Raw genomic sequence first — 14,783 nt, forward strand, 5'->3', positions numbered from 1 at the left:
CTACTCTTCACGGGAGTGAGCCTCTCTCACCACCTCAAGAGCGAGGTCCGCCCGGTCTGTCACCAGCCCGTCGACTCCCAGATCGAGTAGCCGTCTCATGTCCGCCGGCTCGTTGATCGTCCAGACATGCACCTCAACGCCGGCCGCCTTGAGGAGACGAACTGTTCGTGGGGAGATCACGCGCACTCCTCGCAATCGCTCGGGTACCTGCACGGCCTGCACGTCACGCAGCACGCGACGGGCGAGCGGCACCAGGCCGAGCTTCACAGCCAATAGGGCGCCGGCGAAGGGCGCAGCTGATGCCGAGGTAGCGACTCCCGGCAACGCCTGTACCGCCCGCAGCCGGCGCCTATTATCGAAGGAGGTCACGAGCACTCGATGCACCGCGTGAGCTCGGAGAATAGCCGCGACGGCAGGCACAACCGCCGCATCCGACTTGAGGTCAAGATTAAATCGCGCCTCCGGGAAGGCGTTGAGCGCCTCCTCGAGGCTGGGGAAGGTCTGAGCGTGCCCCAGGTCGACCCCACTGAGCTCCGCGAAATTGAGCTCATCAATGCGCACGGCCATTCCGGCTGTGCGCGCCAGATCGGAATCATGGCTGAGGACCGCCACCCCGTCGGCCGACGCATGCACGTCGGTCTCGAGGTGGGTGACGCCGATCGCAAGGGCAGAGAGAAAAGCGAGAAGAGTGTTTTCCGGCGCATCCGTTGCCAGGCCTCGGTGTGCAAGGACGCGGGGCAGCGGGCCAAAAAAGAACCCGTCGCCGGTACCGATCGTGCTTGGTTCAGCCACGCTATCTTTCGCCTCGCCTCCGTCGTGATATCACGCGCACCGGGTTGAATGGCCGTGCGGCTGCACATCGCGATGACCCGTACCTATACACACACATAGACGCAGAGTGCCTTGTTGCAGAAACCGACCGCGCCAGCCGACCGGTTCCCCTGTCAGCCAGTGGCCTAGACGGCGGGCGGGATAGGTGCTGGCAAAGTTGGGGGAGTGCTCGGCACTGCCGGCGGCGCCGGGGGAGTGGCCGGAGGGGTCGCGGCAGCGTGACTTGGAGTGTTTCCACCGAGGCTCGCACCGAAGCCAGCCGTGATGCTCTTGATCGCTTCGGTGAGCTCCGATGGGATGATCCAGAGCTTGTTCGAGTCGCCCTCGGCGATCTTGGGTAGCATCTGCAGATACTGGTAGGCCAGCAGCTTGCTGTCCGGGTCACCGGCATGGATGGCGTGGAAGACCGTGGTGATCGCCTGCGCTTCGCCCTCGGCCCGAAGCACGGCGGCCTTCGCGCCACCCTCGGCCTCGAGGATCGCGGCCTGCCGAGATCCCTCTGCCTGCAGGATGGCGGCCTGCTTGGTGCCCTCTGCAGTGAGGATCTGCGCACGACGGTCCCTCTCGGCACGCATCTGCTTCTCCATCGAGTCCTGGATAGAGACCGGCGGATCGATCGCCTTGAGCTCGACACGTCCGACACGCACGCCCCACTTACCGGTCGCTTCGTCGAGCACGATGCGCAGCTGGCCGTTAATGTTGTCGCGGCTGGTGAGTGCTTCCTCGAGGTTCAGGCTTCCGACGACGTTACGCAGGGTGGTGGTCGTCAGCAGTTCGACGGCGCCGAGATAGTTGGCAATCTCATAGGTGGCGGCACGGGCATCCGTGACCTGGAAGTAGACGACCGTGTCGATCGAAACAACAAGATTGTCTTCGGTAATCACCGGCTGGGGCGGGAAGGAGACGACCTGTTCGCGCATGTCAATGAGCGGCCGCACCCGGTCGATGAAGGGAACCAGAATATTGAGGCCGGGCTGGAGGGTCTTGTGGTACTTGCCGAGACGCTCAACGACGCCGGCTCGTGCCTGCGGGATGATCTTCACCGCCCGGAACAGGATGGTCAAGACAAAAATTGCGATGATGATAATCACAATCACCAGGATGATCTGGCCGAACAGGTCGGTGGTCACAGTGCTGTCCCTTCTGCGGGGACCACTATCGCGGTCGCCCCTTCGATCGCCGTAACGACGACGCGTTCACCGGTATCGACCGGTCGATCAGTGGTGGCCTGTGAAAGGCGGGCAGTCCAGGTCTCGCCATTTGCGAGCTTTACGTGGCCCTGGCCGTCGACGAAGGGAGTCGTTACCGTGCCGCCGCTGCCGAGCAGGGCCGCGACGTTGGTGGGGGTCTGGTCGGCTCCGCGCCCGAGCGAGCGTTTTATCGCGGGCCGCACAACGAATAGCAACAGGAGAGCGAGCACACCGGCGATCAAAATCTGAGCCCAGAACGGCGCCCCGAGGAGGCCTGCGATGAGACCGCCGATGCAGCCGCCGGCGAGCATCAGAAAGGTGAAGTCGACGGTGATCACCTCGACGATCACGAAGATCAGGAGCAGTGCCACCCAGAAAATCCAGGCATACATCGTGAGGAAATCAACGATCATCCAGCTGCACCCCTTGCGAGTCTTATGCCTTGAAACTAGCACCAGCTCCCGCGAAACTGCCTGATCTTGCTATTCTCGTGACCCGTGGCGACGCGCCACGACCGCCCATGGAATCCAGGAGTCTCCCCGTGACAAATCAACTCGCCGCCGGATCGCTCGATGGGCTCCGAGCCCTTGTCACCGGCTCCTCCCGCGGCATCGGTGCAGAAACGGCGGCCTCCCTCGCCGAGGCCGGTGCAAGCGTTGTGATCAACTTTCGCAACAAGGAAGCGCGGGCCACCAAACTCGTCGACAAGATCGTCGCGGCCGGCGGATCTGCCATCGCCATCGGCGCGGATCTCACCGACCCGGTTTCGGTGGCCGCCATGTTCGACACGATCGAGAGCGAGTGGGGCGGCCTCGACATCCTCGTGATGAATGCCTCCGGAGGCATGGAGTCCGGCATGGCCGAGGACTACGCGATGCAGCTGAACCGCGATGCCCAGGTCACCCTGCTCAACACGGCGATTCCGTTGCTCGCGCCTGGCTCACGGGTGATCTTCGTGACCAGCCACCAGGCGCACTTCATCCACTCCACCCCGACAATGCCTGAATACCTACCGGTCGCGCTCAGTAAGCGCGCGGGCGAGGACGCCCTCCTCGAGATGATCCCGATCCTGGATGCTGCGGGCATCGGCTTCGTGGTCGTCTCCGGTGACATGATCGAGGGAACCATCACGGCTACCCTGCTCGAGCGGGCCAATCCCGGGGCGATCAGCGCCCGCAAGGACTCCGCCGGACGCCTCTATAACGTGAGCGAATTCGCGGCGGAGATCGTCGCCGCGGCGGTCGAGGGCATCCCTGAGGACCACACACGCCTGGTGGGCGACGTGAGCGAGTTCGGCACCGCCTGACCGATCCGGTCGCGCTGAGGGTCGCGCTGAAGGTGGCGGTGGATAGCATGGGAGGCAATGAAAGCCACCGATCTGCCCCTGCTCTCCAGTGTGTCCCGCCCCACGATCCATCCGGATGGCACGCGTGCCGTTACCGCGGTTTCCCGGCCGGATCTTGACGCGGACCGTGTCGTCGGCCAGCTGTGGAGCGTGAATCTCGACGGCTCCGGCGCTCACCGGATCACCCGGGGCGTGAGCGATTCGAGTCCGCGGTTCTCGCCGGATGGCGCTCTGCTCGCCTTTGTTCGATCACTAGGGGACGGGCCAGGACAACTCCACATCATGGCCGCCAACGGCGGAGAAGCACTGCAGGTGACCGACCAGAAGCTCGGCATCACTGCCTGGCGATGGTCTCCGGACTCCCACCGGATCGCCTTCACTGCCGCTGTCGCCGATGAGGGTCGCTACGGCACCGTCGCAAATCTCGGCCAGGGCGCCGAGCCGCCGCGCCGCATCAGCACTCTCAAATACCGCTCCAACGGATTCGGCTACACCATCGATCGGCGTCGGCACGTGTTCCTCGTTGACGTGCCGCACATCGACGACGAACCCCCTTACGCCGCGGCGCCCTCGGCGCAGGATCCGATGCCAGAGCCGGTAGTGTCCATTCCCGAGCCGCGACGACTCACCGAGGGGGACTTCGATCACGGCGACCTCGCCTTCTCGCCGGATGGCTCGACCCTCGCGGTGGTCTCGGCCCGGCATCCGGACCGGGATCTCGACCTTGCTAATAACGTGTTCGAAATCGACCTGTCGGGCGCTGGAGACTCGCGGCCGGAGGCCGTGCAGGTCACCGGCCAACACCGTCGGTACAGCATCTCCCGTATTGGATACGGTCCGGGCGGCGATTTATGGTTCGTTGGGGGAGACCTGGGGGAGCATGGCGTCGACTTCGTCGGCCGCGGCAACCAGCTCTGGCTGCGGGATGCACCGGGGGAGGCGGTCCGGTTGCTTACTGACCCGAGCATGGTCGATCTCGACGGCGAACTCACCGTCACCACCGACGGAGCCCTCGTGCACGCGCTCACGCGCGGCAGGGCACAGCTATGGCAAATTACCCGTGAGGGGACTGTCGCAGTCGTTGTCGCCGACGAGGTCGTGGTGCACAGCACGGATTCGCTCGGCGGGGCGATCGTCGTCGGCTACACCGCTCCCGCGTCGATGGGCGAGCTCGGCCTCATCACCCCGCAGGGGCTCCACCCGCTCACCGATTTTTCCGCGGCCCTTCGCGGTACCGGAGTGACCCCGCTTGACGAGTTGTCCATAACCTCCCGCGACGGTGGAGAGGTGCACGGCTGGGTGCTCACGCCCGTAGACCAGGAGGAACCGCATCCGGTACTGCTCGTGATCCATGGCGGTCCGTTCACCCAGTGGGAGGTCGCGTTTTTCGACGAAGCGCAGGTCTACGTCGACGCGGGCTACGCCGTGGTGATGTGCAACCCACGCGGTTCGGCCGGCTATGGGGAGGCCCACGGACGTGCCATCCGCCACCGGATGGGCACTGTCGACTTCACGGACGTGATGGACTTCCTCGAGGGCGCCCTCGCGCGACATCCGATGCTCGACGGCGCGCGGGTCGGCGTGATGGGTGGGTCGTACGGCGGCTACCTCACGGCGTGGATCATCGCTCACGATCACCGTTTCGCCGGGGCGATCGTCGAGCGCGGCTACCTCGACCCCGAGGCATTCGTCGGCACCTCCGACATCGGCTCATTCTTCAGCGACGAATACACCGGCACGGATCCGCACCGGATGCGTGAGCAGAGCCCGCAGGCGGTGGCGGGCCAGGTGACGACACCGACCCTGGTGATCCATTCGGAAGATGACCTGCGGTGCCCGCTCGGCCAGGGCGAGCGCTACTACGCCGCGCTGAAGCGGAACGGGGTCGAAGCCGAGCTGCTCATCTTCCCGGGGGAGAACCACGAACTGAGTCGAAGTGGTCGACCCAGGCACCGGCTGCAGCGTTTCGAAGCGGTTTTGGACTGGTGGTCACGCTACCTGCCCTCCACAGCGAATCCGGGGCACTGAGTGCCGAATCGACATCGACTCACTTCTCGGATCCTGCTCTTCGATGAACGGGATCGTATTTTGTTGTACCTCACCGTCGGATCGGTCCCCGCAGAGCAGACGCGCTGGATCACGCCCGGTGGCGGAGTGGAGCCGGGGGAGACCCATGCAGAAGGGGCGCGGCGCGAGCTGTTCGAAGAGACCGGCCTCGACATCCCCGATCTCGGTGAGCCGGTGTGGGGCCAGGATTTCATACCGGATTATGCCGGGGGAGATCACGACACGGGTCACGCCGAGTACTACGTATTGCGCACGACAGCTTTCGAACCGTCGCGAGAGAATTGGACGGCGGAGGAGCAGTTCGACGTGCTCGAGACGCGCTGGTGGACGATCGACGAGCTCGCCAGCACAACCGAACCGTTTCGTCCTCCGGAGCTGATCGACCTCATCCGCGACCAGCTGCCCTCCCACTGAAAGGCTCACCATGACCGAAGACACCGCCGGCCTCATCGCCGAGATCGAAGCCCAGGAAGAGCGCCTCGTATTCACGCGGTTCAGCAACGCCGATGCCTGGGAACTCGGATGCCTTCTGGTGGAGCTCGGCACCGAGCGCGCTCACACCATCACCATCGACATCCGCCGGGGTGACCAGCTGCTCTTCCACGCCGCACTGGCCGGCACCGCAGCGGACAACGACCAGTGGATCGAGCGCAAGGTGCGCACTGTTCGTCGGTTCGGCAACAGTTCGTTTCTCGTGGGGCTGCGCCATCGCTCCACCGGCACGCCATTCGAGGCCCGCGAGTGGAACGACACCTTCCTTTACGCCGCCCACGGCGGATCGTTTCCGATCAACATCCGTGACTCCGGGCTCATTGGCACAGTGACGGTCTCGGGCCTTGCCCAGCTTGCCGATCACCAACTCGTGGTCGAGGCCATCGAACGATTTCTGGGCCCCGGCGAGCAACAGTAGCCTTTTACCGTTATGTCAAGAAACGGGCGAAGTCTGAATCGCGTCAGCTTTGCAATAACCCCGGAATCAGTGTCGGCGAGAACGAAACGACGATGCCGATAACCGCGACGACGGCGACGAGTGCGGCCATGAGGACGAGGATCGCGATACCGGCGTAGAGAACCAGCGAGAAGAACGATGACATGGTTTAAGTATCCCTGATCGGGCCGGTGCATCAGGCTGGTTCGCTCGTGCCGTAATCGCTGATAATGCACATTATGTCAAGTAGTGGTTTAGTGCCAGAAGGTCGCGAGCATTTCGTAGAGTGTCGTGAGGCAGAGGGGATGCTCTGCGGGGCCAGCGAAGACGAGGCAGCGTTCGGAGTTTGGTTCGACAGCTTGCATCATCGCTCCAGTCTTGAACACTCTGGCCCCGCCGCCAGCCAGGTCTTCGCCTCTCGTCGTAACTGCAGGCCTTTTCCGGACGCGATGGGAACATAAGATTCTGCCGGCCTGGCAAGAAACTCTTGCATTCCGAGTCGATGGAATCGCCCCTGACTTCGCTAAAGCTCCTCCGCGATCCGCTTGATCGCGACCAGTCGGCGGTCCCAATCGGCGCCGATCTGCTCCAGCTTCCGAGCGGTCTCGCTGAGTTGTGAGCCCAGCACGCGGTACCGCAATTCACGACCCCTGCGCGCGGATGCCACCAGCCCGACCGCCTGCAGCACGGCGAGATGCTTGGCAATCGCCTGGCGCGTGATCGGGAGCTTCCCGGCGAGGGCCGACGCGGACGCGTCACGCTCGCCGAGTGCCACCAGGATGCTCCACCGTGTCTCATCGCCGAGAGCGGCGAGCACCGGAACAAGGGTGTTTGTGGTCACGATCCCCCATCCAGGTAGGCGACCAGCTCATCCAGCTCCGCGTCCCAGCCTCCGCGGTGGCTCTCCATGCTCGCGGCCGGATCAGACAGGCCACCAAAGCCTGATTCGACAACCGTGAGCTGGGTCCCTCCGTCGACGACGTCGAGCACAAAGCGGAAAACGGTCGAGCGATCCGGTTCGAACGGATCGACCGCGTGCGGATTACCGTCACCCCAGCGGTAGGCGATCGTCCGGGGCGGGTCGCACTCTTCGATTCGCATTGGGAAAGTGCCGTAGCCATCGAAGGAGAAGGTGCCGACGGCACCTACGGCGACCGTGTCGAGCACTGCGGACTGCCCAAACCATCGCGCAATGTGGGTGGCCTCCGTAATTGTGGCCCAAACTTTCTCGATCGAAGCCGCGATCGTGATGGTGCGCCGCACTGTGAAGTCATCGCTGTCGACGATGGAGGACTCGTTTTCAGTCATGGTCATATTCTTTTCCTTTCGGTCGATTACTGCAACCCTAGAGTTGCAGTAATCGAACCGAGACGCAACAGTCGCGTTGCGCAATCGTCCATGTGACCCTGACGAAGCCGCGCTCCCCCGCGAAGTCGAGGGCCTGACTGCGGAAGGTCGTTGCACCCGCACCCCCGAGGGAAGGCCCTGTGAAACACCGGTTCACTGACACGAATCGGACCTCGGTGAAAGACTGTCAGCCGGTGAGCTCCCCCGGCGCAAGCCCGAGCTCCAATTGGATCGTGCCCACGACCAGGTCGACAACCGTGCTGTAGTCGATCTGCGCCCGCGTGGCCGCTTGGATGCTCAGGCCGTCAATGAGCGCCATGATCCGGAGGGCCGTCGAGGCCGCATCGATGGTGACGAAATGACCCGATTCGATACCTCGCGTGATCAACATCGAAAGCTGCGCGGTATCCGCCTCCATCTGCCGCACCACTTCCGTTAGCAGCGCTGGGCGCCGGCGTGACGCCTGCCACGCGTCGAGCCACAACAGGCTCACGGGGTCCCGATCGGGCTGCAGGAATGCGGCCAGCAGGCGCTTGAGCTCATCAAGCGGTCCAGCCCCCGCTGAGACCGTGCCATACACAACGGCACGCTCCGCCCCCGCCGCGTGGCCGAAGGCCGCCGCGACCAGGTCATCCACAGAACCGAAATAGTGGTTGATCAACCCGGGCACTACCCCGAGCTCCTCGGCGACCCGCTTCGCAGTGACGCGCTCCAGCCCCTCCCCTATGGCGACCCGGCTCGCGGCCGTGACGATCTCGTGCCGGCGTTCGGCAGGATCCATTCGGCGAGACCGTGAGCCGACTATTGACATCGCAATTCCCGTGAGATTGACTGGCACCATCTTCCTATTGGTGCATGTACCAATAGGGTCTCTCCCACCCTAGACGAGCGGATTCCCGATGACCACACTCGCGCCGTTGGAACAGGCATGAGCTGGCGGATGCCGGCCGAGACGGCACCCCACGATCGCATCTGGATGGCGTTTCCACGCCAAGGGCAGGTGCTCGGCTCGAGCGCCGCCGAGGCTGAGGCTGGCTACGCCGCGTGGGCGAATGTCGCCAACGCCGTGGCGGAGTTCGAGCCGGTGACGATGGTGGTCGACCCCCTCGAAGCGGATCGAGCGAGGCAGATGCTCTCCTCTGACATCACCGTTCGCGAAGCTCCGCTCGACGATTTCTGGATGCGGGACTTCGGCCCCACCTTTGTTTTCGACCACACCGGAAAGTTGGGTGCGGTCGACTGGGTCTTCAACGCCTGGGGAGGGATGGCCGGGGCGAGCTGGGGTAAGGATCGGGAAATCGCGCGTTTTGTCGCAGCGGAAGCCGGGGCCGAGCTGGTGTCGTCGTTGCTGGTGAACGAGGGCGGCGCGATCCATGTGGATGGCGAAGGAACGGTGCTGGTGACCGAAACCGTGCAACTCGATCCGGCTCGCAATCCCTACGCGGACCGGCTGCGAGTCGAGCGGGAGCTCGAGCGCACAATCGGCGCGACCCACGTCATCTGGCTTCCCCGCGGGTTGACTCGCGACTATGAGGCGCTCGGAACCCGCGGGCACGTCGACATGGTCGCCGCGATACCCTCGCCCGGCACTCTGCTCCTCCACCGCCAGGACGATCCCGGGCATCCCGACTACTCCGTATCTCGCGAGCTGCGAGCATTTCTCGAGCACACCACGGATGCGGCCGGGCGCGAATGGAACATCATCGATCTGCCGGCTCCGGCCACCCTGACGGATGACGCGGGTTTTGTGGACTGGAACTATGTCAACCACCTCGTTGTCAACGGCGGGGTCGTGGCCTGCGGGTATGGCGAAGAGCGAGCGGATGCCGCCGCTCGGGACATCCTGGAGCAGGCCTATCCGCATCGACGGGTCGTCACTGTCGATGCGCGCGAGATCCTTGCCCGTGGAGGAGGAATCCACTGCATCACACAACAACAGCCCCGCAGCCCGAACGCCGGTTTCGGAGCCACCGGATGACCCCCTCCCCCGAGAAATTCACCGTCGTCGACGCGAGCATCGACGAACTCGCGGAGGCCCTGGCCTCTGGCACGGTCACGAGTGTCGGCCTCGTCGCCCGGTACCTCAATCGCATCGCGTTCTACGATCGACGCGGTATCCGCCTGAATGCGGTTCCGGTGCTGAGCCCGAAGGTCTTCGCGGATGCTGCGGCATCGGATGCTCGCCGGGCCAGCGGACAGAGCCTTGGGTTGCTCGACGGGATCCCCTACACCGCAAAAGACAGCTACCGGGTGAGCGGGATGACCGTCGCGGCTGGCTCCCCCGCTTTCGAGCACCTCATCGCCACGGATGACGCATTCACGATCGGTCGCCTTCGCGCGGCCGGCGCCGTGCTGATCGGACTCACCAACATGCCGCCGATGGCTAACGGCGGCATGCAGCGCGGCCTGTATGGACGAGCGGAGAGCCCCTACAACGCGGACTACCTCACCGCCGCCTTCGCCTCGGGCTCCTCCAACGGATCAGGCACGGCCACCGCAGCGAGCTTTGCCGCATTCGGGCTCGGCGAGGAGACCTGGTCATCGGGTCGCGCTCCCGCTTCGAACAATGCCCTGGTGGCGTACACCCCGTCGCGAGGCGTGATCTCCGTGCGCGGTAACTGGCCACTGGTGCCCACTATGGACGTGGTTGTGCCTCACACGCGGTCGGTCGGTGACCTGCTTCGAGTGCTCGATGTGGTCGTCGCTGACGATCCCCACAGCCGTGGCGACTTCTGGCGTGAGCAGCCATGGGTATCGATACCGACCTCCTCCGAGGTGCGGCCACCGAGTTATCACGCACTCCGACAGGATGCCTCGCTGCGCGGTCGGCGACTCGGCGTTCCGCGCATGTACATCAATGCAGACGACGGCGCGCCATCCCCCATCGCGACGCGTGCCTCGGTCATCACCCTCTGGAAAGAGGCGCGTCGTGCCCTCGAATCGCTCGGCGCCGAAGTGGTCGAAGTCGACTTTCCGGTGGTCTCCAACTACGAACGAGACCGGCCGGGAGCACTGTCGATGGTGGACCGCGGCATCGTTCCGGCAGAATTCGCCGACCGGGAGTTGTGGGAGCTGTCGATGCTCGCCTTGCACGATTTCCTCGAGAGTAACAACGACCCGGCGCTGCATGCACTCGCTGACGTAGATAGCGACCGCATCTTCCCCCACCCCTCCGGCGCGCTGCCCGACCGGTATGGAGAGCTCGATTTCGACTTGGCGGACTACGTCACGCGAGCCCGAGCGGTCGGGATCTCGACGCTCGCGGACATTCCGTCACTTCGCGAAGGGCTGCTCGGCCTCGAAGAGACCCGCCGAGTCGATTTCGAAAACTGGCTGGCCGAACTGGGCCTCGACGCGGTGGTCTTCCCCGCCGTCGCGGACATCGGGCGCTCCGACTCGGACACCTCACCGCAGTCGGCGGAGGAGGCATGGCGAAATGGCACCTGGGTCGCCAACGGTAATCTCGTTCCCCGCCACCTCGGAATCCCCAGCGTCACCGTGCCGATGGGACTGATGGAAGACACTCGGATGCCTGTCGGGCTGAGCTTCCTCGGCGCGGCCTACGACGATTCGCGCCTCCTCCAGCTCGCCGGTGCGTACGAGACGGCAACCCGATTGCGGGTTACGCCGCCGCGTACCCCCGCGCTTGACGATGCGGCCGACACCGGTCCAAGGGCCGCCACATCGCCCGCTGCGATCGAACTGCGGACCGAGCCGGTGCGCGTCATCGACGAACCCGATGGCTCACGGGTGATCACGATCTCTGGCTTGGCGACTTCTCCCGCGGAGAGCTTGGCCGTGCGGGTGTACGTGAACGGCACCGAAGCGGATGTTTCGAGGGCGGGAGACGATTTCAGCGCACGCATCCGGCTCCCGGCATCGGAGGCGAACGAGCCGCACAGTGAATGGCTGCCGCCCTACGGGCCGATGATCGTGGTGCTGGCCACGGACGCCACCGGGGCCGAAGCAGGAATCCTCGTCGAACTGTAGTGCGGCCGATCTCACCCGGCGAATGACACTCCGACGGTCTCTGTCACGGCGGCAGTGCGACCCGGAGCGCCCTGGAATTGCCAATAGAGGTTAGTGTGGGCGATCACCTGCTCCGGCGGTGGCGCACCCCACTCACTCTGGTCGTTGGTGGTGTGGGCGTCACCAACGAGGGTGACGTCGTAGCCGCGCGTGAATGCACCGTGGATTGTGGACCGGATGCAGGCATCCGTCTCCGCACCGGTCACGACCAGGCGGCCGACCCCGATGTCGGCCAGCACCAGCTCGAGATCGGTCCCTTCAAAGGAATCTCCGAAGGTCTTGTGAACCACCGGTTCAGAATCCCGGCGCACCAACTCCGGCACGTACTGCCAGTCGTCGCTTCCGTTTTCCAGTCCCTCGTCCGAGTGCTGCACCCAGACGATCGCGACACCCTCGTCGCGAGCCTTGCCGACGAGGGTGTTGATGTTGGCGACCACCGCATCACGCTGATAGGCATCGGCGACGACACCGGTTTGCACGTCGATCACCACGAGCGCGGTGTGAGGCCGATCCTTGAGTGTCGTCATGGCAGTCTCCTCTCGAGGGATGGAAATCATCCGGCAGGGGAAACGCTATACCGATCCGCCGACCTCTGCCGGGGTGTCAGGCGCTTGGCCACACCGGAAGCACTACGCGTTTCCAGGTTGCATTAGTGACCACAGCGAAGGATCCGTACCAGGCGAGTCCGGCAGCGACGAGTCCGAGCCATCCGCCGAGTCGTGTGATGCCCACGACACCCGTGAAGGCGCCGATCGTCAACGCGACGAAGGTGAGGGTTACCGCAACGAAGGTTGCGAAGAGCACCGCGTTGGTCTTCTTCGACGCCACCGTCATCAGGGCGGAGAAGATCGTCCAGGCGAGCAGGAATGCACCCACTCCGCCGGCACCGGCCGCTTTTTCGACCTCTGGATTGGTCAACAGCCACCAGAATGCAAGCCAGAACGCTCCATAGGAGGTGAAGGCGGTTGCGCCGAAGGTGTTGCCCTTCACAAATTCCCACATTCCGGCGCCGAGCTGCGCGATTCCACCGTAAAACAGGGCGATTGCAAGCACCGCCGCTCCCGCTCCCGCCACAATACCCGAGTTGGCGAGACTGAGCATAAAGGTCGTAAGAGCGAACGCTCCGAGACCGAGAGCGGCCGGATCCGCGATGATCCGCGGCTCCGAGGCCGGCGGAGTGACCGCCCGGGAATCAAATTCTTGAGAGCGGGATGACCGGTGATCGGTGGTGATGGTGCTCATGAAACACTCCTTCGTGTGGTGGGTGTCGTGCGGTGGGGGTCGTGCGTACCGGGTCGACGGGTGTCGTCCCGGTGGCTGAGGGGATCACAGTGTTGAAACGCGACTGGACTCTAGAGAGAGGGCCCGTAGGGAGGCCTTGACAACCTTGCCGGTGGCTGTTCGCGGTAGCGCATCGACGAACACGACGGAGTCCGGCACCTTGAATCGCGCGAGGGTCAACCGAGCGTGGGTGGATATCTCCTCCACCGTGGCACAGTGTCCCTCGTGCAACAGCACGTAGGCCTCAGGGCGCTCGCCCCAGGTCTCATGAGGGAACGCCACGACCGCGACATCCGCCACGCTCGGGTGCGAGGCAATCGAGTTCTCCACTTCGATCGAAGAGATGTTCTCGCCACCGGAGATGATGATGTCCTTCGCGCGATCCTTGACCTCGACGTAACCGTCGGAATGCATCACTCCAAGGTCACCGGTGTGGAACCATCCGCCGGCGAATGCTGCGGTCGTCGCAGCCTCATCCCGGTAATAGCCGATCATGACGTTGTTACCGCGCAACACGATCTCGCCGATGGTCGAACCGTCGGGAGCCACGTCGTTCATTGCCTCGTCGACCACCCGCGGTGCTTCCGCCTGCACCATCGAGACCCCCTGCCTGGCAATCATCGTGGCGCGGGCCGCCGGAGCCAGGGCATCCCACGCCTCCTGGTATTCGCAGATGGTGAAGGGTCCATACGCCTCGGTGAGTCCGTACACATGCACCACTGTCGCCCCGAGCCGTTCGAGCCGCTCGATGATGGTCGGTGACGGCGGCGCGCCTGCGGTCGTAATCCGCAACGGGTGCACCAGCACATGCGCCTCATCGGCGTTGGCGATCACATTGCAGACCGTTGGCGCGCCGCACAGGTTGGTGACCCCGAGGTCATCAATGGCTGACCAGATAGATGCCGGCCGAACCGCGCGCAGACACACGTGGGTGCCGCTCGCTGCCGTGACCGCCCACGGGGTGCACCAGCCGTTGCAGTGGAAGAGGGGCAGTGTCCAGAGGTACACGGATTTGTTGTCAAGACCATTATGGAAAACCTCCCCCATCGCGTTGAGATAGGCGCCGCGGTGGCTGTACATCACCCCCTTCGGCTTGCCAGTGGTGCCGGAGGTGTAGTTGATCGAAATGACCGCCCGCTCGTCGTCGATCTCCCAGCGCATTGGCCTCTCATCTGCCAAGCCAGCGGATTCGAAATCGGCGAGCGACTCCTGGCCGATCTCGATGCCGCTCACAGCGCATCCGAATTCCGCGTCGCCAATCTCGATGATCGACCGCAGCGACGGGCAGTGTTCGAGCGAATCACCCACCACCGACGCGAACTCGGCGTCATAGAACAGCAGGGTCGCCTCGGAGTGATCCAACACGTAGCGCACCTCCGACGGCGAGAGGCGCGGATTGAGCGAGACGAGGATGCCGCCGGCGAGAGGCACCGCGAATTGCGCAATTAGCATCTCGGGTGTGTTCGGTGATAGGAAAGCCACGCGATCCCCCGGGGCAATGCGCGAGCGGATGGCGCGAGCCAGCGTTTCTGTAACGGCCGCGAATTGCAGATAGGTGTAACGCCGTGCACCGTAAACGATGGCCGCCTTAGCCGGGAAGACCTCGGCCGAGCGCTTGAGGAACCGCAACGGAGTGAGCGGCGAATCGTTGGGCGAATCGAGTGGTGGTGTGGTCGTCGCCATGGCATTTCTCCCTTGAAATGATCATCGTGAACGGTCCGGGAGTCGGTGACTCTGGCCTGTTACGATGCAGGCTAAGGGAACA

At 64.2% G+C, this 14,783-nt stretch carries 15 protein-coding genes and 1 pseudogene; 6 read left to right on the plus strand and 10 right to left on the minus strand.

Translation table 11 applies throughout. The features are described 5' to 3' along the window. From RCH11_RS11895 to RCH11_RS11905, 3 genes are all read right to left on the minus strand, one after another. On the minus strand, window positions 1-792 hold the full coding sequence (locus RCH11_RS11895; RefSeq protein WP_327057222.1) for a glycerophosphodiester phosphodiesterase family protein: 792 nt from the start codon (window positions 790-792) through the stop codon (window positions 1-3). Between the two features lie 164 nt (window positions 793-956). Further along, a complete protein-coding gene (locus tag RCH11_RS11900; protein ID WP_442789046.1) occupies window positions 957-1,937 on the minus strand; it encodes an SPFH domain-containing protein in 981 nt (326 codons plus the stop codon). A gap of 20 nt (window positions 1,938-1,957) precedes the next feature. Next, window positions 1,958-2,434, minus strand: coding sequence for an NfeD family protein (locus RCH11_RS11905; RefSeq protein WP_327057224.1), 477 nt, complete (start codon window positions 2,432-2,434; stop codon window positions 1,958-1,960). 107 nt (window positions 2,435-2,541) lie between these two features. Between RCH11_RS11905 and RCH11_RS11910 the strand changes: the two genes are divergently transcribed. Genes RCH11_RS11910 through RCH11_RS11925 form a run of 4 tightly spaced genes read left to right on the plus strand, consistent with a single transcriptional unit; the run spans window position 2,542 to window position 6,343 of the window. Beyond that, window positions 2,542-3,327 (plus strand): SDR family oxidoreductase, encoded by a 786-nt coding sequence (locus RCH11_RS11910; protein ID WP_442789043.1) that lies wholly within the window; start codon window positions 2,542-2,544, stop codon window positions 3,325-3,327. A 57-nt stretch (window positions 3,328-3,384) separates the two neighbouring features. After that, window positions 3,385-5,394 carry a S9 family peptidase gene (locus RCH11_RS11915; RefSeq protein ID WP_327057226.1) on the plus strand — a complete coding sequence of 670 codons (2,010 nt, stop codon included), beginning with the start codon at window positions 3,385-3,387 and terminating at the stop codon, window positions 5,392-5,394. Next, window positions 5,395-5,847: an NUDIX hydrolase gene (locus RCH11_RS11920; protein ID WP_327057227.1), complete on the plus strand. Its 453-nt coding sequence runs from the start codon at window positions 5,395-5,397 to the stop codon at window positions 5,845-5,847. Window positions 5,848-5,857: 10 nt separating this feature from the next. Further along, on the plus strand, window positions 5,858-6,343 hold the full coding sequence (locus tag RCH11_RS11925) for a heme-degrading domain-containing protein (RefSeq protein WP_327057228.1): 486 nt from the start codon (window positions 5,858-5,860) through the stop codon (window positions 6,341-6,343). A gap of 43 nt (window positions 6,344-6,386) precedes the next feature. On the opposite strand, the gene RCH11_RS11930 is transcribed toward RCH11_RS11925, so the two are convergent. The 4 genes from RCH11_RS11930 to RCH11_RS11945 all read right to left on the minus strand — a co-directional run bounded on the left by RCH11_RS11930 (window position 6,387) and on the right by RCH11_RS11945 (window position 8,489). Further along, window positions 6,387-6,527 (minus strand): hypothetical protein, encoded by a 141-nt coding sequence (locus tag RCH11_RS11930; RefSeq protein ID WP_327057229.1) that lies wholly within the window; start codon window positions 6,525-6,527, stop codon window positions 6,387-6,389. Window positions 6,528-6,884: 357 nt separating this feature from the next. Further along, complete coding sequence (locus tag RCH11_RS11935; protein ID WP_327057230.1) at window positions 6,885-7,202, minus strand: ArsR/SmtB family transcription factor; 318 nt, start codon at window positions 7,200-7,202, stop codon at window positions 6,885-6,887. Then, on the minus strand, window positions 7,199-7,669 hold the full coding sequence (locus RCH11_RS11940; protein WP_327057231.1) for an SRPBCC family protein: 471 nt from the start codon (window positions 7,667-7,669) through the stop codon (window positions 7,199-7,201). The genes RCH11_RS11935 and RCH11_RS11940 overlap by 4 nt, the downstream gene beginning before the upstream one ends. Window positions 7,670-7,895: 226 nt before the next feature. After that, complete coding sequence (locus RCH11_RS11945; protein ID WP_327057232.1) at window positions 7,896-8,489, minus strand: TetR/AcrR family transcriptional regulator; 594 nt, start codon at window positions 8,487-8,489, stop codon at window positions 7,896-7,898. 147 nt (window positions 8,490-8,636) lie between these two features. Here RCH11_RS11945 and RCH11_RS11950 point away from each other — a divergent pair, with 147 nt between their 5' ends. Together RCH11_RS11950 and RCH11_RS11955 are read left to right on the plus strand one after the other, a co-directional pair. Beyond that, complete coding sequence (locus tag RCH11_RS11950; protein WP_327057233.1) at window positions 8,637-9,686, plus strand: agmatine deiminase family protein; 1,050 nt, start codon at window positions 8,637-8,639, stop codon at window positions 9,684-9,686. Further along, window positions 9,683-11,356 (plus strand): annotated as a pseudogene (locus RCH11_RS11955) (amidase); the annotation flags it as partial. The gene RCH11_RS11950 and the pseudogene RCH11_RS11955, both read left to right, overlap by 4 nt. Window positions 11,357-11,709: 353 nt before the next feature. Here the strand turns inward: RCH11_RS11955 and RCH11_RS11960 are convergent. The 3 genes from RCH11_RS11960 to RCH11_RS11970 form a co-directional block, all read right to left on the minus strand. Continuing rightward, window positions 11,710-12,264 (minus strand): isochorismatase family protein, encoded by a 555-nt coding sequence (locus RCH11_RS11960; protein ID WP_327057234.1) that lies wholly within the window; start codon window positions 12,262-12,264, stop codon window positions 11,710-11,712. 76 nt (window positions 12,265-12,340) lie between these two features. After that, complete coding sequence (locus tag RCH11_RS11965; RefSeq protein ID WP_327057235.1) at window positions 12,341-12,979, minus strand: acetate uptake transporter; 639 nt, start codon at window positions 12,977-12,979, stop codon at window positions 12,341-12,343. 84 nt (window positions 12,980-13,063) lie between these two features. Then, window positions 13,064-14,701 (minus strand): AMP-binding protein, encoded by a 1,638-nt coding sequence (locus tag RCH11_RS11970; protein WP_327057236.1) that lies wholly within the window; start codon window positions 14,699-14,701, stop codon window positions 13,064-13,066. Window positions 14,702-14,783: the final 82 nt, after the last annotated feature.

It is taken from the genome of Glaciihabitans sp. GrIS 2.15, from assembly GCF_035984695.1.
GTDB lineage: Bacteria > Actinomycetota > Actinomycetes > Actinomycetales > Microbacteriaceae > Lacisediminihabitans.

What these genes read in the sequence shown, in the direction of transcription:
- RCH11_RS11965 (WP_327057235.1), bottom strand. Translation starts at nt 12,979, where the DNA reads ATGAGCACCATCACCACCGATCACCGGTCATCCCGCTCTCAAGAATTT.
- RCH11_RS11925 (WP_327057228.1), top strand. Translation starts at nt 5,858, where the DNA reads ATGACCGAAGACACCGCCGGCCTCATCGCCGAGATCGAAGCCCAGGAA.
- RCH11_RS11960 (WP_327057234.1), bottom strand. Translation starts at nt 12,264, where the DNA reads ATGACGACACTCAAGGATCGGCCTCACACCGCGCTCGTGGTGATCGAC.
- RCH11_RS11910 (WP_442789043.1), top strand. Translation starts at nt 2,542, where the DNA reads ATGGAATCCAGGAGTCTCCCCGTGACAAATCAACTCGCCGCCGGATCG.
- RCH11_RS11970 (WP_327057236.1), bottom strand. Translation starts at nt 14,701, where the DNA reads ATGGCGACGACCACACCACCACTCGATTCGCCCAACGATTCGCCGCTC.
- RCH11_RS11930 (WP_327057229.1), bottom strand. Translation starts at nt 6,527, where the DNA reads ATGTCATCGTTCTTCTCGCTGGTTCTCTACGCCGGTATCGCGATCCTC.
- RCH11_RS11940 (WP_327057231.1), bottom strand. Translation starts at nt 7,669, where the DNA reads ATGACTGAAAACGAGTCCTCCATCGTCGACAGCGATGACTTCACAGTG.
- RCH11_RS11905 (WP_327057224.1), bottom strand. Translation starts at nt 2,434, where the DNA reads ATGATCGTTGATTTCCTCACGATGTATGCCTGGATTTTCTGGGTGGCA.
- RCH11_RS11950 (WP_327057233.1), top strand. Translation starts at nt 8,637, where the DNA reads ATGAGCTGGCGGATGCCGGCCGAGACGGCACCCCACGATCGCATCTGG.
- RCH11_RS11915 (WP_327057226.1), top strand. Translation starts at nt 3,385, where the DNA reads ATGAAAGCCACCGATCTGCCCCTGCTCTCCAGTGTGTCCCGCCCCACG.
- RCH11_RS11945 (WP_327057232.1), bottom strand. Translation starts at nt 8,489, where the DNA reads ATGGATCCTGCCGAACGCCGGCACGAGATCGTCACGGCCGCGAGCCGG.